Source organism: Thioalkalivibrio sp. ALR17-21, assembly GCF_000420185.1.
GTDB lineage: Bacteria > Pseudomonadota > Gammaproteobacteria > Ectothiorhodospirales > Ectothiorhodospiraceae > Thioalkalivibrio > Thioalkalivibrio halophilus.
Genome location: NZ_ATUL01000006.1, coordinates 1 through 17,873, shown reverse-complemented (window position 1 = coordinate 17,873; position 17,873 = coordinate 1). Strand labels below are relative to the sequence as shown.

The 17,873-nt window shown below is 64.6% G+C and carries 15 protein-coding genes and 1 tRNA gene; 4 read left to right on the top strand and 12 right to left on the bottom strand.

Features of this window, described 5'->3' with window-relative positions:
- Window positions 1-3 precede the first annotated feature (3 nt).
- A complete protein-coding gene (locus G020_RS0104445) occupies window positions 4-1,362 on the top strand; it encodes an adenosylmethionine--8-amino-7-oxononanoate transaminase (protein ID WP_024328799.1) in 1,359 nt (452 codons plus the stop codon).
- 127 nt (window positions 1,363-1,489) lie between these two features.
- Here G020_RS0104445 and G020_RS0104440 read toward each other — a convergent pair whose 3' ends face one another.
- From G020_RS0104440 to uvrB, 5 genes are all read right to left on the bottom strand, one after another.
- Window positions 1,490-2,242 (bottom strand): S-methyl-5'-thioinosine phosphorylase, encoded by a 753-nt coding sequence (locus G020_RS0104440; protein WP_024328798.1) that lies wholly within the window; start codon window positions 2,240-2,242, stop codon window positions 1,490-1,492.
- A gap of 37 nt (window positions 2,243-2,279) precedes the next feature.
- Window positions 2,280-2,831: a hypoxanthine-guanine phosphoribosyltransferase gene (locus G020_RS0104435; protein ID WP_018946008.1), complete on the bottom strand. Its 552-nt coding sequence runs from the start codon at window positions 2,829-2,831 to the stop codon at window positions 2,280-2,282.
- A gap of 128 nt (window positions 2,832-2,959) precedes the next feature.
- A complete protein-coding gene (locus tag G020_RS0104430; RefSeq protein WP_018946007.1) occupies window positions 2,960-3,328 on the bottom strand; it encodes a DsrE/DsrF/DrsH-like family protein in 369 nt (122 codons plus the stop codon).
- A gap of 118 nt (window positions 3,329-3,446) precedes the next feature.
- Window positions 3,447-4,499 (bottom strand): beta-N-acetylhexosaminidase, encoded by a 1,053-nt coding sequence (gene nagZ / locus G020_RS0104425; RefSeq protein WP_018946006.1) that lies wholly within the window; start codon window positions 4,497-4,499, stop codon window positions 3,447-3,449.
- Between the two features lie 28 nt (window positions 4,500-4,527).
- On the bottom strand, window positions 4,528-6,609 hold the full coding sequence (gene uvrB / locus G020_RS0104420; RefSeq protein WP_051130320.1) for an excinuclease ABC subunit UvrB: 2,082 nt from the start codon (window positions 6,607-6,609) through the stop codon (window positions 4,528-4,530).
- Window positions 6,610-6,671: 62 nt separating this feature from the next.
- On the opposite strand from uvrB, the gene G020_RS0104415 reads away from it, so the two are divergent.
- Both G020_RS0104415 and G020_RS0104410 read left to right on the top strand, forming a co-directional pair.
- On the top strand, window positions 6,672-7,862 hold the full coding sequence (locus G020_RS0104415) for a pyridoxal phosphate-dependent aminotransferase (RefSeq protein ID WP_024328796.1): 1,191 nt from the start codon (window positions 6,672-6,674) through the stop codon (window positions 7,860-7,862).
- A 36-nt stretch (window positions 7,863-7,898) separates the two neighbouring features.
- Window positions 7,899-7,974, top strand: a tRNA-Asn gene (locus G020_RS0104410).
- Between the two features lie 171 nt (window positions 7,975-8,145).
- Here the strand turns inward: G020_RS0104410 and G020_RS0104405 are convergent.
- Together G020_RS0104405 and G020_RS0104400 are read right to left on the bottom strand one after the other, a co-directional pair.
- Window positions 8,146-8,847: a M48 family metallopeptidase gene (locus G020_RS0104405; protein WP_024328795.1), complete on the bottom strand. Its 702-nt coding sequence runs from the start codon at window positions 8,845-8,847 to the stop codon at window positions 8,146-8,148.
- Window positions 8,844-12,182, bottom strand: a complete 3,339-nt coding sequence (locus tag G020_RS0104400; RefSeq protein WP_024328794.1) for a type I restriction endonuclease subunit R — start codon at window positions 12,180-12,182, stop codon at window positions 8,844-8,846. Before G020_RS0104400 ends, G020_RS0104405 begins: the two co-directional genes overlap by 4 nt.
- 118 nt (window positions 12,183-12,300) lie before the next feature.
- On the opposite strand from G020_RS0104400, the gene G020_RS15380 reads away from it, so the two are divergent.
- Entirely contained in the window at window positions 12,301-12,465 is a 165-nt protein-coding gene (locus G020_RS15380; RefSeq protein WP_168409923.1) for a hypothetical protein, read from the top strand.
- Here the strand turns inward: G020_RS15380 and G020_RS0104390 are convergent.
- The 5 genes from G020_RS0104390 to G020_RS0104370 form a co-directional block, all read right to left on the bottom strand.
- Window positions 12,443-13,057 carry a Fic family protein gene (locus tag G020_RS0104390; RefSeq protein WP_018946000.1) on the bottom strand — a complete coding sequence of 205 codons (615 nt, stop codon included), beginning with the start codon at window positions 13,055-13,057 and terminating at the stop codon, window positions 12,443-12,445. The genes G020_RS15380 and G020_RS0104390 overlap by 23 nt on opposite strands.
- 40 nt (window positions 13,058-13,097) lie before the next feature.
- Window positions 13,098-14,270 carry a hypothetical protein gene (locus tag G020_RS0104385; protein WP_024328793.1) on the bottom strand — a complete coding sequence of 391 codons (1,173 nt, stop codon included), beginning with the start codon at window positions 14,268-14,270 and terminating at the stop codon, window positions 13,098-13,100.
- Between the two features lie 24 nt (window positions 14,271-14,294).
- Window positions 14,295-16,139 carry a DUF262 domain-containing protein gene (locus G020_RS0104380; protein ID WP_024328792.1) on the bottom strand — a complete coding sequence of 615 codons (1,845 nt, stop codon included), beginning with the start codon at window positions 16,137-16,139 and terminating at the stop codon, window positions 14,295-14,297.
- A 46-nt stretch (window positions 16,140-16,185) separates the two neighbouring features.
- Window positions 16,186-17,529, bottom strand: a complete 1,344-nt coding sequence (locus tag G020_RS14880) for a restriction endonuclease subunit S (protein WP_196800304.1) — start codon at window positions 17,527-17,529, stop codon at window positions 16,186-16,188.
- Window positions 17,522-17,873, bottom strand: a 352-nt coding sequence (locus G020_RS0104370; RefSeq protein ID WP_024328790.1) for an integrase core domain-containing protein, incomplete at its 5' end; no start/stop codon positions are given. The genes G020_RS14880 and G020_RS0104370, both read right to left, overlap by 8 nt.

Here is a 17,873-nt window from a genome sequence, read left to right as displayed (position 1 = left end):
TCCATGAGCAACGAAGACGTACGCCGGCGGGACCTGCGTGCCCTGTGGCATCCCTGTACCCAGATGAAGGATTACGGGGAGGAGGGCACGCTTCCCCTGCTGCCGATCGAGCGGGGCGAGGGCATGTGGCTGTACGATTTCGACGGCAATCGCTATCTGGACGCGATCAGCTCGTGGTGGGTGAACCTGTTCGGCCACGCCAATCCGCGCATCAACGACGCGCTAAAGGACCAGGTCGACCGCCTGGAGCACGTCATCCTGGCCGGCTGCACCCATGAACCGGTGGTGGAGCTGAGCGAACGCCTGATCGACATAACGCCGGCGGGCCTCGATCGGGTGTTCCTGGCCGACAACGGCTCGGCCGGCGTGGAAGCGGCGCTCAAAATGAGCTTCCACTACTGGCGCAATGTCGGCCAGCCGCAGAAGACTCGCTTCATCGGGCTCTCCAACGCCTATCACGGGGAGACCATCGGGGCCCTCTCGGTCAGTGACGTGCCGCTGTACCGGCATACCTACGAGCCGCTGATGCTGGACGTGATCAATGTCCCGGGGCCCGACTGCTTTCACCGCGAGCCGGGCGAGGACTGCGCCGATGTGGCGCGCCGCCAGTTCGCGCACATGGAACAGGCGCTGGAACGCCACGCCCACGAGGTCGCCGCGGTCATCGTCGAGCCGCTGGTGCAGTGCGCCGGTCACATGCGCATGTTCGACCCGGAATACCTGCGCCTGCTGCGCGAGGCTTGCGACCGCCATGGCGTGCACCTGATCGCCGACGAGATCGCGGTGGGCTTCGGCCGTACCGGGACCCTGTTCGCCTGCGAGCAGGGGCCGATCACGCCCGACTTCCTGTGCCTGTCCAAGGGGCTGACCGGCGGTTATCTGCCGATGGCCGCGCTGCTGACCACCGATAGGGTCTATCAGGCGTTCTACGACGATTACGAAAAGCTCAACATGTTCCTGCACTCGCATTCCTACACCGGGAATCCGCTGGCCTGCCGGGCCGCGCTGGCAACGCTGGACATCTTCGAGTCCGAACCGGTGCTGGAGCGCAATCGCGAGCTGGCCACGCACATCGCTCGGCGCCTGGAGCCGCTGAACGATCACCCGCACGTGGCCGACGTGCGCCAGCACGGCATGATCGCCGCGGTCGAACTGGTGCAGGACAAGGCCAGCCGGACCCCGTATCCGTGGCAGGAACGCCGGGGCCTGGATATCTACCGCCACGGTCTGACCCGCGGGGCGCTTCTGCGTCCCCTGGGCAATGTCTCCTATCTCATGCCCCCCTACGTGATCACCGAGGAGCAGATCGACTTCCTCGTGGACGTCATGGGCGAGGGCATTGACATCGCCACCCGCGACTGACGACACGGCGCGTAATCAGCGTATCGCGTCAACCGATTCCTTCCTGTGTCCATGTAATGTCGCATAATGAATATTATGTTAAATCGTGTAGATGGACGGAGAAGCACGCTCGTCTGCGTGCACCCCTTCAGTCGAGACTCGCGATCACGCGAGCAAGAAGACGTTTGACCTGCTCCATCCCGGTTTCCAGATTGCGCCCGATCTCGTCCATGGTGATCTCGCCCTTGCTGCGCCCGGCGGCACGGTTGGCAATCACCGCACAGGCCGCATAACTGAGGCCCAGCTCCCGAGCCAGGGCCGTTTCCGGCATGCCGGTCATCCCCACCAGGTCACAGCCGTCTCGTTCCATGCGGTCGATCTCCGCCGCGGTTTCGAGCCTCGGTCCCTGGGTAGCACCGTAGGTCCCCTGCTCGCAGACAGGCAGTTCCAGCTCGCCGGCTGCGTTCAGAAGTTTTTCGCGAACCTCGGGACAGTACGGCCAGGTCATGTCTACATGGGTGACCTCGTCCAGGTGGCCACCTTCGAAATAGGTGTTCGCGCGCGACCAGGTGTAGTCGATGATCTGGTCGGGGATTGCCAGCTGCCCCGGCTGCATGCATTCGGTTATGCCGCCGACCGCCGCCACCGCGATGGCGGCCTCGACCCCGGTGTTGTGCAGGGCCCAGATGTTGGCGCGATAGTTCACCTGATGTGGCGGGATGGTGTGACGCGCCCCGTGCCGCGGCAGGAACACCGTCTCAATGCCGTTGAGGTGTCCGAACACCAGCGGGCCGGAGGGTTCGCCATACGGCGTGTGCATCACCCGACGGTGGGTGATCTCCAGGTCCTTCAGTCGGGTCAGTCCGGTGCCGCCAATGATGGCCAGTCGGGGTGCGGTCATCGCGCGCTCTCGTGATTCGCTGGTCGGGTGTGGTGTCTCAGTTTTCGGCCACGGCAAATATGCCGGGCGCGTTGCGCAGATAGTCCTGGTAGTCCATCCCGTAGCCGAACAGATAGCGGTTCGGCGCCTCGAGGGCGGCATGGTCGGCCGTAATCGACGGGTCCCGCTCGGGGTTGGCCTTGTCCACCAGCACGATGGTGACCAGGCGACGGGCGCCCTGCTCCCGGCAGAAGTTCTGGATGCCGGCCAGGGTGATGCCGCCGTCGAGGATGTCGTCGACGATCACGACGGTGCGTCCCTGCATGGACTGGTGCGGCAGGGACAGCCAGTGCAGCTGTTCCTCGCCGCGCGTGGCGCCGCGATAGCGGGTAGCGTGCAGGTAATCGACCTGCATGGGGAAGGACCAGCGGGTGAGCAGCCCGCCCAGCAGGACCACTCCGCCGTTCATCACGCCCAGCACCAGCGGGTTCTCGTCCGCCAGTTGGTGCGCGGTGCGTTCGGCCAGTCGGTCAATGGCGGTTTCCACCGCGTCACGGCTGTACAGACAGTCGGCGTCGCGGAGCGTGGCACGTGCCTGTTCGGGATTCATGCGGGTCCCCGGTCGTCTGGGGCCGGAAGCGGAGTCCCGGCCTGCGGGCGTGGCGAATGCCCCGCCCCGAAACAGGACCGGCCGACGCTGGGGCCGGCCGGTCACTCGACGGATTCCGTCGCTTCGCCTCAGTAGGTGAAGGTGACGGTGTCGTCGTCCATCGCCTCGGAGATCACGTAGGCGCCGCCAACGGTTTCCTCGACTTCGTCGATCAGGTCGTTGCCCCACAGGTCCAGCGTCGGGGTGCAGACCTTCAGCACGACGCCGGCTTCGTGGGCGTCCTTGATGAAGTCGTAGACGCTCTTGCTGCTGCCTTCCTGCACGAACAGGTTCTCGGCCACGCCCTTCTTGGCCAGTTCGCCGGCACGGCCGGTCATCACGACCTCGACGTCGTATTCCATGGCGGCGGCCACGGTGGCCTGGAAGAACGGGGCGCCGAGTTCGGACGGATTGTTCGGGTCGGTGTTGACCATGACGATCATGAGCTTATCGGCCATGACGATTCTCCATCATTGTGGGATTGGTTAAGTATATTATTAGCAGCTCAGTGTCGAACCGGTGGCGCATTATAGGCGGGTCGGTAGCCCGGCGCCAACGGGGCGGCAAACGCTGCGGTCAGGAACCCTTCGTCGGGCTTGCATGGCCCGCTTCCAGCCAGGCGTGCAGCTGGACGCGCAGGGCCTCGCGACGGCGCGGATCGCTCTCCACGGCCCGGGCGTGCATGCGCCGCAGGCGCGCCCGGGTGTCGGCATTCTGCTGGTGTTCGCGCAGGTGATCGAGGATTGTATCGGCCTCCTGCGGGCGATTGCAGATCAGGATCATGTCGCAACCCGCCTCCAGGGCTGCGTCCGCCCGCTCGGCGGGCGAGCCCATGGTTTCGGCGCCGGCCATCGCGAGGTCGTCGGAGAAGATCGCCCCCTGGAAGCCCGTCTCACGGCGCAGGATGGCCTGAAGCCAGGTACGGGAGAATCCGGCGGGCCGTGCATCCACAGCGGAATACACTACATGCGCCGGCATCATCCCTTCCAGATGCCCTGTCAGTGGCCGGAATGCCTCGATATCTCCGGCCTCGATCTCGGCCAGCGGGCGCGGATCCTCCGGCACGGCCACGTGCGAGTCTGCGGCCACGGCCCCGTGTCCGGGGAAATGCTTGCCCACCGAGGCCATGCCGGCGGCGGTCAGACCGCGTACGAATGCCAGCCCGAGTTCCGCGATCACCGCGGGATCGTCATGAAATGCACGGTCGCCGATGACTTCGCTGATCTCCAGATCCCGGTCCAGCACTGGCGTAAAGCTGAAATCGATGCCCACCGACTGCAGCTCCAGGGCAAGCAGTTCGCCGGCGGCACGGGCCAGTTCGCGCGCCCGTGTCGGCACCTGGTCATGCAGCTCCCCGAGGCTGCGCATCGGCGGGAAGCGGGTGAAGCCCTCGCGCAGGCGCTGTACCCGCCCTCCTTCCTGATCCACCGCGATCAGCAGTTCGGGGCGCTCACGGCGGATCGCGCCGGTCAGGGCGCGCACCTGTTCGGGCCCGCCGACATTGCGGTCGAACAGGATCACCCCGCCGGTCGCGGGGTGCTGAAGGCGTTCGCGGTCTTCGGTGGTCAGTTCGGTGCCGACGAGGTCGAGCATGACCACGCCGGGCGGGCGGGGATCCTGTGTGCGCATGGGCGGGTCCGGGGTGTCAGGGGGCGCATCAGGATAGCGAGGCCTCGGGCAGGAAAGCGAGGGCCTTGAGCTTCTCGATGCGGTCGCGCAGGCGCGCCGCCTCCTCGAATTCGAGGTCGCGCGCCTTCTGGAACATCTCCTGTTCCAGGCGCTCGATCTCGCGCGCCGCATTCTGTGGCGCGTCGACGTAGTCGGCGGCCTCCTCGGCCACCTTCTTGTCCGCGCCCTTGCGCTCGCCGGACTTGCGCCGTGTGCCGGGTGCGGCCTGCCCGGCCTCGAGGATATCCGCCACGCTCTTGTGGATGCCTTCGGGCGTGATTCCGTGGGCCTCGTTGTGCTCGATCTGGCGGGCGCGGCGGCGTTCGGTCTCGTCGATTGCCCGGCGCATGGATCCGGTCACCGTGTCGGCATACAGGATGGCCTTGCCATGCACGTTGCGTGCGGCGCGCCCGATGGTCTGGATCAGCGAGCGGTCGGAGCGCAGGAAGCCCTCCTTGTCGGCATCGAAGATCGCCACCAGCGAGACCTCGGGCATGTCCAGGCCCTCGCGCAGCAGGTTGATCCCCACCAGCACGTCGAATTCGCCCAGACGCAGGTCGCGGATAATCTCCATGCGCTCGACCGTGTCGATATCCGAGTGCAGGTAACGCACGCGCACGCCGTGCTCCGACAGGTAGTCGGTCAGATCCTCGGCCATGCGCTTGGTCAGCGTGGTGATCAGGGTGCGTTCGTCGCGCTCCACCCGGTCGCGGATCTCGGACAGGCAGTCGTCTACCTGGGAAGCTACTGGGCGCACCTCCAGTTCCGGGTCCAGCAGCCCGGTGGGCCGTACCACCTGGTCGATGATGGCGCCGGCGTGCTCGCGCTCGTACGGCCCCGGCGTGGCCGAGACGTGGATGGTCTGCGGCATCAGCTGCTCGAATTCCTCGAAGCGCATCGGCCGGTTGTCCAGCGCCGACGGCAGGCGGAAGCCGTACTCCACCAGGGTCTCCTTGCGCGAGCGGTCGCCCTTGTACATCCCGCCGACTTGCGGCACCGACACGTGCGACTCGTCGATCACCAGCAAGGCGTCTTCGGGCAGGTAGTCGAAGAAGGTCGGCGGCGGCTCGCCCGGCGCGCGTCCGGAGAGATAGCGCGAGTAGTTCTCGATCCCGTTGCAGTAGCCGATCTCCAGGATCATCTCCAGATCGAACTGGGTGCGCTGTTCCAGGCGCTGGGCCTCCACCAGCCGGTTCTCCTGGCGCAGGAAATCCAGGCGCTCTTTCAGCTCGTCGCGGATCTTGTCCACCGCCTCCAGCAGGGTCTCGCGGGGGGTGACGTAGTGGGTCTTGGGGTAGATCGTCAGGCGCGGCACCGTGCCCGACACCTCGCCAGTCAGCGGGTCGAAGTACGACAGCCGCTCGATCTCGTCATCGAACAGCTCAATGCGTACCGCCTCGCGTTCGGATTCCGCCGGATGGATGTCGATCACCTCGCCGCGCACCCGGTAGGTCGCGCGGCGCAGTTCGGTGTCGTTGCGGGTGTACTGCAGTTCGGCCAGGCGCCGCAGCAGGTCGCGCTGGTCGATGCGCTCGCCGCGCTTGAGGTGCAGCACCATGGACAGATACTTGCGCGGGTCGCCCAGGCCGTAGATGGCCGAGACCGAGGCGACGATGATGGCATCGCGGCGTTCCAGCAGCGCGCGCGTGGCCGACAGGCGCATCTGCTCGATGTGGTCGTTAATTGACGCGTCCTTCTCGATATACGTATCCGAGGACGGGACGTAGGCCTCCGGCTGGTAGTAGTCGTAATACGAAACGAAATACTCCACCGCGTTGTTGGGGAAGAACTCCTTGAACTCGCCGTAGAGCTGCGCGGCCAGCGTCTTGTTGGGCGCCAGCACGATCGTCGGGCGCTGCAGGTTCTCCACCACGTTGGCGACGGTGAAGGTCTTGCCCGAACCCGTCACGCCCAGCAGGACCTGGTGCGCCAGGCCGTCTTCGATGCCCCGGGTCAGTTCGCGAATGGCCTGGGGCTGGTCCCCCGCCGGCTGGTATTTCGATACCACCCGGAACGTTCCATCTTCATGTTCCGCCAACCGCTTATCCTCCGCGTCTGATTTCAGTATCATTTCGGGCCGCGAGCCGGTCGGCCTCTCCGCCTGCTCGACCCCATCCACATCGAGGCAGTCCCTTGGAAATCCAGCTATCCGATCGTGTACAGCGCATCCAGCCCTCCCCCACCCTGGCCGTGACGGCCCTGGCCGCCCGGCTGCGCGCCGAAGGCCGCGACATCGTGGGGCTGGGAGCCGGCGAGCCGGACTTCGATACGCCGGAGCATATCAAGCAGGCGGCGATTGATGCGCTTGCCCGCGGTGAGACCAAGTACACCGCGGTCGACGGCACGGCCGGTCTGAAGGACGCCATCATCCGCAAGTTTGAACGTGATAACGAGCTCACGTTCACTCCCGGGCAAATCCTGGTCTCCTCCGGCGGCAAGCAGAGCATCTTCAACCTGTGCCAGGCCCTGCTCAATCCGGGTGACGAAGTGATCGTGCCGGCCCCCTACTGGGTCTCCTACCCCGACATCGCGATGCTGGCCGGCGCACGGCCCGTCATCGTGAGCGCCTCGCAGGAAGAAGGCTTCAAGCTGCGACCGGAGACCCTCGAAGCCGCGATTACCGGCAACACCCGGCTGATCTTCCTGAACAGCCCCTCCAACCCCACCGGCGCCGCCTACTCGCGCGGTGAACTGGAGGCCCTCGCCGAGGTGCTGCGGCGCCATCCGCAGATCGTCATCGCCACCGACGACATGTACGAACACATCCGCTTCGGCGAAACCGAGTTCGTCAACATCGTAAACGCGGCCCCCGACCTGCTGGAGCGCACTGTCGTCCTCAATGGCGTGTCCAAGGCGTACGCCATGACCGGCTGGCGCATCGGCTACGCCGGGGGCCCGGCCGACCTGATCGGCGCGATGAAGAAGATCCAGTCGCAGAGCACCTCCAACCCGACCTCCATCGCCCAGGCGGCCGCCGAAGCTGCCCTCAACGGCGACCAGACCTGCGTACGCCAGATGTGCTCGGCGTTCGCCCAGCGCGCGCGGCACGTGGTGGACGGCCTCAACGCCATCGACGGCATCGAATGTCGCATGCCCGACGGTACCTTCTACTGCTTCCCGCGGGTCACCGGCCTGATGGAACGTGCCGGGGTCGACAGCGACGTGGCCCTCGGCGAGCGACTGCTGGACGAGGCTGGCGTGGCCCTGGTTCCGGGCAGCGCGTTCGGCGCTCCGGGGCATCTGCGCGTGTCCTTCGCCACCAGCCTGGAGATGCTGGACAAGGCACTGGAACGCCTGCGCGAGTTCGCCTCCCGAAACGCTTGACGGACCCCGGATCGGGCTATACGATACGCGGCTAATTCCCCGGTAGCTCAGTCGGTAGAGCGGGTGACTGTTAATCACTAGGTCGGCGGTTCGAGCCCGTCCCGGGGAGCCATATTATCAACGACTTAGGCCAGCCTTCGGGTTGGCCTTTTTCGTTTGTGTACCCGGATTTGTACCACTTGGGGCCGCATCTCCCCGCTACATGCTCGGTATCGCCTCGGAGTACAGCCATTGGCGACTTCCCCGGATGGGATTTGAGCGTCACCAGAGATGCCCGGATGCCTCAGACGCCCTCCACCTCAATGCCGTGTTCGGCGAGCCAGCGCTTGCGCTGGTCGTAGTCGGGCATGGCGCGTTCGAGGCGGCGCCAGAATTCGGGCGTGTGGTGGGGCTCGTGCAGGTGGATCAGCTCGTGCACCGCAACGTACTCGGCGATGGTGCGGGGCAGCAGGATCGTCTTCCAGTGGAAGTAGAGCCAGTCGCCCCGGCCGCAGGAGCCCCAGCGGAACCCGAGGTCCTGCACCTTGACGCCTGCGGGCGATAGGCCGAGGCGCCGAGCGTGGGCATCCACCTGACGGCCCAGCCAGTCGTTCGCGCGCGCGGTGTACCACTGGATGAAATGCCCCCGGGCGGCGCTCAGGGCATCCTCGCGGATCCGGAAACGGCCGGCCTCGAGCTTCAGGGGAACGGCCTGCGCGGCCGCCGGGACCGTCTTCAGCCGGTGGCTGCGCCCGAGGTACAGGAACCCTTCGCCGTCCACGTATTCTTTCCTCGGCAGTGGCCGGTGGCGCTGGGCCTTTTCCGCCAGTTTCCGGTAGATCCACCCGCGTTTCTCGACCACGAAGGTTCGGATCTGCTCCGGGTCGGTCCCCGCCGGTGCCGCGATGAACAGCCCGCCATCCCGGTCCACGGTGATCTCCAGCGTCTTGCGACGCCGGCTCTCCCGCACCCGGAAGGTCAGGTCTTCTACCCGCAGCTCCGTCATGCGTTGACCAGACGGTCGTGGTTGGCCCGCGCCAGATCGAACAAGCGCTCCACCAGCGGCTCGACTTCGTCCACCGGCACCACGTCCCGCTGCACCAGCTGCTGGAAAAGCTGGCCCTTCAGACGCTCCTGGTCCGGAACGTGGGAAGGTTTCCAGAAATCGGGCACGTCGATCTCGTCCTGGATCACCCCGAGCAGCTCCTCGGTGACGTCGATCAGCCGGCCCGCTTCGGCCTCCCCGGCCGGAGCGCCGTCCGTACCGGTGCTCTGCACCAGTTCACGCCAGAACGGGACCGCGTGGGCCGGCAGGCCGGGCAGCGCCTCGCCGTCCACGGGCTCATCCTCCCGCAGCTGCCGGATCAGCCCCTCCAGCGCATCGACCTGCTCCGCCCACTGGCCATCCAGCTGCTGCAGCAGTTCCTCCAGCCGCTCGCTCAGCCGCCCGTACTTCACCGGGTCTTCGTCCAGATGCTTGCGGATATGGGAGCGGACCGCGTGTTCCATCTCGGAGGCCTTGGCGCGATCGCCCACCTGACGGTTCAGGTGCCGCTCGAAGTCGGCATCGGTGAGCTGCACCGGCGGAATGCGCGGGTCCATGCCGAGCGAGATCACGTAGTCGTCAATCAGCTTGCGCACCTTGTTGCCCACGTCCTGCCCCAGCGACGGCACATCCTTGTAGCGATTGCGGGCCAGCGCGTGGATATAGGCCAGCTGCTTCGCATCGTTGACGAACTCCAGCCCTTCCGGGCGTGGCAGCACGTCATCCAGGCTCTGGCTGAACTCCTTGAGTTTCACCGTGAACTCGGCCCGCACCCGTTCATCCGCCAGGGCCTGCACGGCCTCTTCCACGTCCTCCAGGCGCTCCACGCCCTGCTGGCGCAGCACGTCCACCGCACGTAGATGACGATCACGCAGCAGGGGGATCTCGTCCTTCAGGCTTTGCAGGGCGCCCTCGATGTCCTCCTCGCTGTAGGCCGCCAGGGCCTCCTTGAGGTGATTGGCCAGGCCGAAGTAATCCACCACAATGCCGTGGGTCTTGCGGTGGCCGGTGCGGTTCACGCGAGCAATCGCCTGCAGCAGCTCCGCCTCGCGGATCGAACGATCCAGGTACATCACCCCCTCGATGGGCGCATCGAAGCCGGTGAGCAGCATGGATTTGACGATCAGGAAGGCCAGCGGGTCCGCCTTCTCGGAATCGTCGTGCGTCAGCGGCTTCTTGAAGCGCTGGATGTGGTTCTCCACCGAAGCGCGGTCCGTCCAGCGCGCCCACGCCGCATCGTCGTTGTTGCCGCCGCTGATGACCACGGCAAACTCCAGGCGCCGGAGCAGGTCGCGATAGCGCCAGGCCTGGATCGCAGCCTTCACCCGCTCCGGCCGGGCCACCAGCTGCGCATCGTCGAGCTGCTTGTCCTCCACCGACAGCGCCATCGCCTCCTGCAGCAGCTCGTCCCGGGCCTCGTTCAGGGCCTCGAAATAGCGCACGGCCGCCCGCCGGCTGTAGGCGACCAGCTGCGCCTTGTAGCCATTCGGCAGGATATGGGTCACGTAGTGGCGCAGCATGTCCGCGGCCTTCTCGCGGATCAGCTGTGGCGCCTCGAAGATCTGCCCCTTGGTGGCGTATTTCTTCTTGATCGCCTCCAGCTCCTCCTTGCTGTAGCTGCGGAACAGGTCCTCGAACAGGCCGTCCAGACTGGCCCCGTCCTTGATCGCGCCCTTCACCGTGCGCCCCTCGTACAGGATCGGCACGGTGGCGCCGTCCTGCTCCGCCTCCTTGATGGTGTAGCGGTCGATGTAGTCGCCGAAGATGTCGTGCGTGCGCTTCTTCTCGCCCATGATGATGGGCGTACCGGTGAAGCCGATGCGGGCCGCATTGGGCAGCGCCCGCATCATGTTGGCGTGCAGGTCGCCGGCCTGGGTCCGGTGCGCCTCGTCCACCAGCACCAGGATGTCCTCGCTGGTGTTCAGCACCTCGAAGGGTTCGGTGCGCTTCGGGGCGGCCGGGGTCACGTACGAGCCGGGCGGATCCGCCACCTTGCGCACGTCGTCCTGCGCCGCGTCCCCCGGCGCCTCGCCGGAACCGCCCTCCCCCTCGGTGTCGGGGTCGCGATATTTCTGGATGGTGCCGAACACCAGTCCCGGACCCTCCCGGGCCAGCAGCTGCTTCAAGCGCCCGGTATTCGCCGCGGTCGCCACCGTCTCGCCGGTTAACGCCGCCGTCTCCGAGAGCTGGACCTGGAGGTCCTTGCGGTCGGTGATCACCACCACCTTGAAGCGGCGCAGCTCCGGGTCCGTGCGCAGCTTGCGCACCAGAAACACCATCGACAGGCTCTTCCCGCTGCCCTGGGTGTGCCAGATGATCCCGCCGCGCCGGTCCACCTCGCCGTCTTCGCGGCGGGTCTGTCCGGTCTTCAGCCGTTCGATCGCGCGGGTCACCCCGCGGTACTGCTGATAGCGACAGACCAGCTTGATCGTCTGCCCGCCCGCGTTCATGAACAGCGTGTAGTGGCGCACGATATCCAGCAGCGTATCCGGCGCCAGCATCCCCGCCGCCAGGCGCTGCTGGGCGGAGAGCTCCGCCACGCCCAGCGCCTCGGCCACCTCCGATTCGCGCCGCGGCACCACCGTCTTCCAGCTCAGGTAGTGGGCAAACGCCGCCCCCACAGTGCCCGCGCGCGCCTCGTCGAAGTTGCTGGCGACCAGCAGCTGACTGGTCGCGAACAGCGCCGGCGCGCCCTCGTGCTCCTCGACCTCGAAATCCTGGAAGCGCTGGTCGTGATACCGGCGCAACTGGTCCACCGCCTGGCTGATGCCCTCCGGCACCGTGCGGCTCTTGCACTCCACCACCACCAGCGGGATGCCGTTCACGAACAGCACCAGATCCGGGATGATGTGCCCCTTGCCGACGTCGAACCCGGGCGGGCACTTCACCTTGAACTGGTTCACCACCAGAAAGTGGTTGTTCGCCGGTTCGTCCCAGTCGATCAGCCGGATGGTCTGGCCCCGGCCGCCGTCCCAGTCCGGCAGGCCCTCCACGCTCAGGCCGCCCAGCAGCAGCTCGGTCGCCTGCCGGTTCGCCTCCATCACCTTGCTGGCCGGGATGCGCGTAACCGCCGACACGACTTGGTCCAGGCGCCCCTCGTCCAGCCAGGGCTCGCCCGCGCGCAGGTTGATCGCCCGCACCCGCTCGCGCAGCACCGGTTCCATCACCACCTGCGCAAAGCTCTCGCGGTGGGTCACGCCCGGATCCTCGAGCGACCCGGCCAGGTGCGTCCACCCCAACCCGACCAGCTGATCGATCAGCGGCTTCTCAACGTCCGTGTATTCCGGCCCGGCCATACCGCGCTCCAGTGGTCTGTGGGATCAGCATAGCAACTGTGCCAACTTCGTCCTCCGTACCATGGGCAACGAGTTGGCCCAAAGCGTATAATCAGAACTGCACTGCGAGGAGTTCGCCATGAAAGCACCCCCCAAGAAAACATCCCGCAAACCGGTGAGCCGCGAGGCCATCATCCGGGCGGTCGCGACCTCGACGGCGGTTGAAACCGGCGAATCCAGCAAGGCCATTGAAGCCCGGCTGCGCAAACCCAACCCGCGCCTCAAATCGCTGCGGCTCGGCTGACCCGTTCGACCATGGGCTGGTAATCGCCGCCCAACCCGGCGTGAATCGCCGCGATATACTCGGCTTTGTTCGTATCCCAGTCGCTGTAGTCCATCGGCCCGATACCCGCCTGATACGCCATCGCATCAGCGAGAAGGCGTGCGATCCGCCCGTTCCCCTCCCGGAACGGGTGAATCAGGATCAACTCCACATGGATCTCCGCGATCACGAGGATCGCTTCGTCACGCGCCATGTCACAGCATGGGGTCCGCGTCTTCAGCCACTTCTCGTCCAGCTCCTTCAGCAGGTACGGGACTTGTGAAGCCGCGGCGAACATGAAGCCGTCCTTCTGCAGGTTGACCTGCCGCTCTTGACCGGCCCAGTCATAGAGGTTGCCCAACCAGCGGCGGTGCCAATGCTTGATCAGGGGCACATCCAGCGGCTGGTCTGGCTCCAGGTTCGCAAATACCTCCTCGTACAGCATTCGCAACAGCTGGGCCTCCGCCTCGTCCAGCTCGCGCTGATCGGTAATACCCATCTTGTTCGCCAACACCCGACCGTCAGAGCCGGGCTCAGCACTCCCCTCCGGCCCGGTCGCTCGATACCGGCTCATGTCCGCTCCGCTTCCATAGGGTTCACGCGTACCGTGCCTCTCACCGGGCCATCGCCTTCAGTCGGGGCCGAAAGGCGTTCACGTAGCGATTGAGCTGCTGGGACAACCACTCCCGGCAGGCATCGTCGGTCTCGAAATCGTTCAGGTCGGCGTAGATGGAGAATCCGGGTCGTTCCGGATCGTACGAGTAACGAGAGTGCGACACCCCAGGCAGCTCGGCCAGGATCGCCTCGCGCTCCTCGTTCAGCCGGTCGAGCGCCTGGTGGAGATCGGTCTTTCTGCCCGCAAGGAAGACCCCACACACCCCGTCGGACATCAACTTGAAGGCCGTGATCCAGACCCCTGGATACGGCATCGGCACCCGAACATGGTTGCGCGGACGGTAGGCGGGCGGTTCCTGCTCGGGATCATCAAAGCTGATCCGGGTCAGCGGCTCCCACCAGGCGCGTTCGTCGGCGCGTGATACCGGCTCCCCCTCCTCTTCCGTATCATCCGTCACTTCCTGAAGGCGCTCTCCCTCATCTCCCACGCGCAGGAAGGTGCGTTCGATGGTCTCCGTCCGCGCCACGACTCGAGGCTGCACGACCAGGCCCTGCTCGCCGAATTCGTAGAGGGCCACTTCCACCAACCCGAAGCTGAAGCCCAGCGCGGCGTTGCGGGTGATCAGCTCCGCCATGCCGCTGAGCCCTTCGCGGATGCCGTCACCGGCGATCAGAAGCAGAAAGCGCCCCTCCCGCAACGCTTTGGCTGTGGCGTCGACGAAGGCCGCCTCGTTCAGATCCGGCTGCACCTCACGGGCGGTCTCGAACGGTGCATTCCCCTTACGACCGGTGGCGGCCGCCACCCGGCGCTGCAGATCGGCGTAACTCCAACCGGAGACGGCCCGCGCATAGTCCAGGATCTGGGCGATCACCTTGCGCCTGGCTTCGGGGTTGCGCCACAGCTTGCACTCCACCAGCGTCAGCCGACCGGAGGGGCTGACGAACACCGCGTCCACCGGGCCAGCTTCGGTTTGCAGCTCGGTACACAGCGGGATCAGAGGTGCGAATGAGGGGTCGATCTCCTCGATAGGCAGCAGTTCCGGATTGCCGGCCAGAACATCGCGCAGCCAGACTTCGTCCCGGCCATCAGTGAACCCCAACGCGGCACGGCGAGCGGTCGTGAAAGGAACGCTCCCGTCCTGACGCAGAAGGATGTTTCCGTAGGTCGGCATTGGCAGCGCTCCGGTTTCTACCCGTTAAGAGAACTCTTCCGGTGCAATGGCGTCTTCGTACGTGTCGATGCCTTCATCAGTGCCCATGAGAACCTTCTTGCCTATCGCCTTTTCGATGATCTCCAGCAGCCGGCGCTTGCGCTGCTGGTAGAAGGCATCGAAGTCGTTCGCGCGCAGGGCCTCGACCGGGATGCGGTGGCCCTCGAGGATGGCATCCATATCCGCGTCCCCGAGCTGGACCTGCTCGTGGTTCTGCAGGCGCTGCAGATACTCCGAGGGCGCATCCCCGCCGATCATTCGGTTCGCCTTGAACGAGATCGGGGTCTTGTTGACGATCGAGTCGTACACCCGGGGCGGGATTTCCCGGGAATCGCACCAGGCACGGGGGAAGATGTGGTGGATATCCAGCTCGACGCCCTGCTGGTCGAGGGCCTGGATATCCCCCTTCCAGAAGAAGTCCCGGGCGCCTTCGCGCAGGATCAGCACGTTGATGCCCTTGTACGCCGCACTCAGGCGGGTGCGCAGGGTATCGAGGCGTGCCGGGTCGAACGAGGCGTCCACCACGGTGCGTGGCAGCGCGTCGTCGTCCTCGAACCAGTACATCAGCTCCTCCAGGTCCAGGGCGATGCGGGTCTCCACGGCGCCGCCGTAGAGTTCGCCCAGCACGCCGCTCCAGAACCAGCGGGAGAGCTTGTTGTGGATGCGCGGCTCGCGCCAGCGGTTGCCCAGCAGGGTCATCACGGCGGCAAGCGGCACCAGCTGGGTGGCGTAGGGCAGTTCCCGGCGGCTGTAGAAGCACTCGCCCTTGAGGAAGTAGGCCGCCTCGACGAAGCCCTGCTCCACCGCGTCGGCCCAGCGCTTGTAGGCCTGCAGCGGCAGGTCCAGCACCGAGGCGCGCTTCGCGCTCACCGGCCGCACCTGCTTGCCCTGCTTTCCGGCGGCGATATCCTCCTGCTTGCGCTCGCGCGTGTGCAGTAACGTGATCGCCTGCAGCAGGTCCGTGTTCTCCACATCGGCCAGCAGTTCGTGCTGCGCGAGCCGAGCCTGCCGGGAGGGAACATTACGGATATCGGAGCCGTACCAGTCGTCGCGCAGGTTGTAGCCCTCGGCGGCGTAGCTGGCGGTGATCAGCTCGAACACCGAGAGCTGCACCCCACCGGTGTTGACCTTCTCGAACACCAGGCAGACCGCCTCCTTGGAGGTCTCCTTCTTCAGCTCGATCACGGGCAACTGATAGGACGAAAAGGCACTGATGATCTGCTTCTGGAACTCCAGGAACTCGCCCATTGCCTCCTGGTTGTAGCGGAACAGGTCCTGCAGCCATTCGGAGGCGTCGAGGATCCGGTCGCAGGGGAAGCACAGCCGCTCGCACTCCAGCTGACGGGTGGAGAGGTCGATTTCCACGTCGCGGCCGAAGTTCGAGCGCGTCTGGCGGTTCTCGTCCACCGCGAACACCGCCTCTTCCAGCCGGTCTTCCCCTTCCAGCGCCATGCGCACGTCGAAGTAGTAGTGACGCTTGATCGGCTTGCCCTTGGAGGTCCGGGTATCCACCGGCGTCTCCAGCCCCACCGCCTGGGTCAGGCTGGTCAACCGTTGCTGACCGTCCAGGATCAACTGGTCGGGCTCACCGGCCGCACCGTTCGGATCGATCCCTTCCACCGGGCGCGTCTGGAACTGCACCTCGCCCCCGGTTTCCATCAGCATCACCGCACCCACCGGGAACGAGCGGGCGATGCTCACCAGCAGGCTCTGCACGTGCTCGTCGTCCCACACCCAGCCACGCTGGAAGTCCGGCAGCTGGATCTTGCCGGTGGTGATGTCCCTGAGCAGCTCGGGCAGCGAGCGCTTGGTGCTGTCGAAGGTGGTCATGGCGGTTCCCTGTGCGATGCGGTCCTGATGTTGTTGAAGCCCCGGTCTATGCTGGGGTGGCGGCTTGGGTTTGCTTGAGCAGCGGGGTGACGCGGACACGGCCGGTGAGGAGGTCGTCCATTAGGCCGGCTTTTTTGGCTAACAGCTTTGAGTGGAGGTGGCTTTCCGAATAAATGCGATTTTTGATTGACATTATTCGGCGAGAAATCTCTTCCTGTTCATTAAGCGGAACTAAAGGTATGGCAACTCTGCTAATGGCCCCCTTATTTATCACTGGCATCGTTCCGCCCCCAGCTAACGCGACCAGCCTCCTTGAAAAGGGTTTGGATTTTATCAGCTCAGCTACAAAGCTAGGCAAGGCAATATCGCAATTGACCCTTATTCTCATTAGCCGCGGATTTATGACCCCTTCCTTGTACCCATCTTGGATCAACAGTGATCTTCCGATAGTCCCAACCAAGCTGATCAATACATCACCTTTTTTGACAGAAAACTCTGATAGCTCTTGGAACTTTCTGCCAGATATAAAGTAATTACCATAATCTTGATTTTCGCTTATAACCTGCTCTTGACCATAAATTTTAAACCCTTTCTCAGTATAACTGTCTTTCGTAATACTAGAGCCAAATGGCCCCGGCTTGATGCCTGACGCTTTAACCACACAATCAATTAAATAGCCCGCTTTCCATTCTCTCGGGATCAGCCCCAGCTGAGACTCCTTATAGAGCTCCGGCGCTTGCCCGGGGCTGGGGCGGAGCTGGCCGTTCTCGTCGATGCCGCGGGTCAGCAGGTCGTGGAGCAGGCCCTCCTTGACCTTCTCCAGCTTGGCGATCAGCGCTTCGGTTTTCTGGATCTGGGTGTCGAGGGTGTCGAGGATGCTGGCTATGGTTATTTGTTCGCCCAATGCTTGGGGCTTTCTCACAACCATTTTCTCGACATCGTCTAGGTTGAGCCCAGGCTGTGCTGACCCCTTTGTATATCTCTTTACCTCTTCTTTGAAATCCTGAGACCTGAAATAATGGGCAAGATAGCCGCTATGGATATTGCCCGAGGGGGAAACTCTGGCAGTTGTCTGGGTTATGTTCGCGCCCTCTGCTGACTTAGGCACGATGGCGCACAATCCAACATACCCAACGATAGATAAAAGGATGTCTCCTTCCTTCACTGTTGAGCGAGTATATTTTGATGCAATATTGTCATGAACATATCTGAGGTTTTCGATAGCAACGTCGCCTGAGCTATAGTCTTGCCCCCGAATGAGTGGAACACCGTTTCCTGGCTCCTGCCACTCACCGGGCTGCACTATGCCATAAGTGATTCTTCGGTTCGGATCAACCAATTCCCGAAGTGGCGCAAAATCCCATCCCACAGCTGACCGATCCTTATACATACCTGTCGGGTCCCGGCTGTTTGTATACATGTTTACGAAATAAATCGGGGCGTTCCTGTTGCCAGGCCTTGAGTGTCTCAACCGGCGTTCGATGCCCCAGCGCTTTCTGCCCGATCTGATGGTTGTAAAGGCGCTGGTAGTCCTGGAGGGTGTCCTTCAGATGTTCTCCCGAGCCGAAGCGCCGGGTCCGCAGCAAGTCGGCGATGCGGCCGTTGAAGCGCTCCACCATTCCGTTGGTCTGCGGCCGTTTCGGCCGGATCAGACGATGCTCGATCCCGTGGTCGGCGCACAGCCGGTCGAACGGGTGGCGTCCGGTGGGCTTGCGCTCCCCGGTGGCCGCAAAG

Excerpts from the sequence above, each read along its gene's own strand:
- G020_RS0104385 (WP_024328793.1), bottom strand. The coding sequence starts at position 14,270 with ATGCCGACCTACGGAAACATCCTTCTGCGTCAGGACGGGAGCGTTCCT.
- G020_RS15380 (WP_168409923.1), top strand. The coding sequence starts at position 12,301 with ATGAAAGCACCCCCCAAGAAAACATCCCGCAAACCGGTGAGCCGCGAG.
- G020_RS0104430 (WP_018946007.1), bottom strand. The coding sequence starts at position 3,328 with ATGGCCGATAAGCTCATGATCGTCATGGTCAACACCGACCCGAACAAT.
- G020_RS0104390 (WP_018946000.1), bottom strand. The coding sequence starts at position 13,057 with ATGAGCCGGTATCGAGCGACCGGGCCGGAGGGGAGTGCTGAGCCCGGC.
- G020_RS0104445 (WP_024328799.1), top strand. The coding sequence starts at position 4 with ATGAGCAACGAAGACGTACGCCGGCGGGACCTGCGTGCCCTGTGGCAT.
- nagZ (WP_018946006.1), bottom strand. The coding sequence starts at position 4,499 with ATGCGCACACAGGATCCCCGCCCGCCCGGCGTGGTCATGCTCGACCTC.
- uvrB (WP_051130320.1), bottom strand. The coding sequence starts at position 6,609 with ATGATACTGAAATCAGACGCGGAGGATAAGCGGTTGGCGGAACATGAA.
- G020_RS14880 (WP_196800304.1), bottom strand. The coding sequence starts at position 17,529 with ATGTATAAGGATCGGTCAGCTGTGGGATGGGATTTTGCGCCACTTCGG.
- G020_RS0104400 (WP_024328794.1), bottom strand. The coding sequence starts at position 12,182 with ATGGCCGGGCCGGAATACACGGACGTTGAGAAGCCGCTGATCGATCAG.
- G020_RS0104405 (WP_024328795.1), bottom strand. The coding sequence starts at position 8,847 with ATGACGGAGCTGCGGGTAGAAGACCTGACCTTCCGGGTGCGGGAGAGC.
- G020_RS0104435 (WP_018946008.1), bottom strand. The coding sequence starts at position 2,831 with ATGAATCCCGAACAGGCACGTGCCACGCTCCGCGACGCCGACTGTCTG.
- G020_RS0104440 (WP_024328798.1), bottom strand. The coding sequence starts at position 2,242 with ATGACCGCACCCCGACTGGCCATCATTGGCGGCACCGGACTGACCCGA.
- G020_RS0104380 (WP_024328792.1), bottom strand. The coding sequence starts at position 16,139 with ATGACCACCTTCGACAGCACCAAGCGCTCGCTGCCCGAGCTGCTCAGG.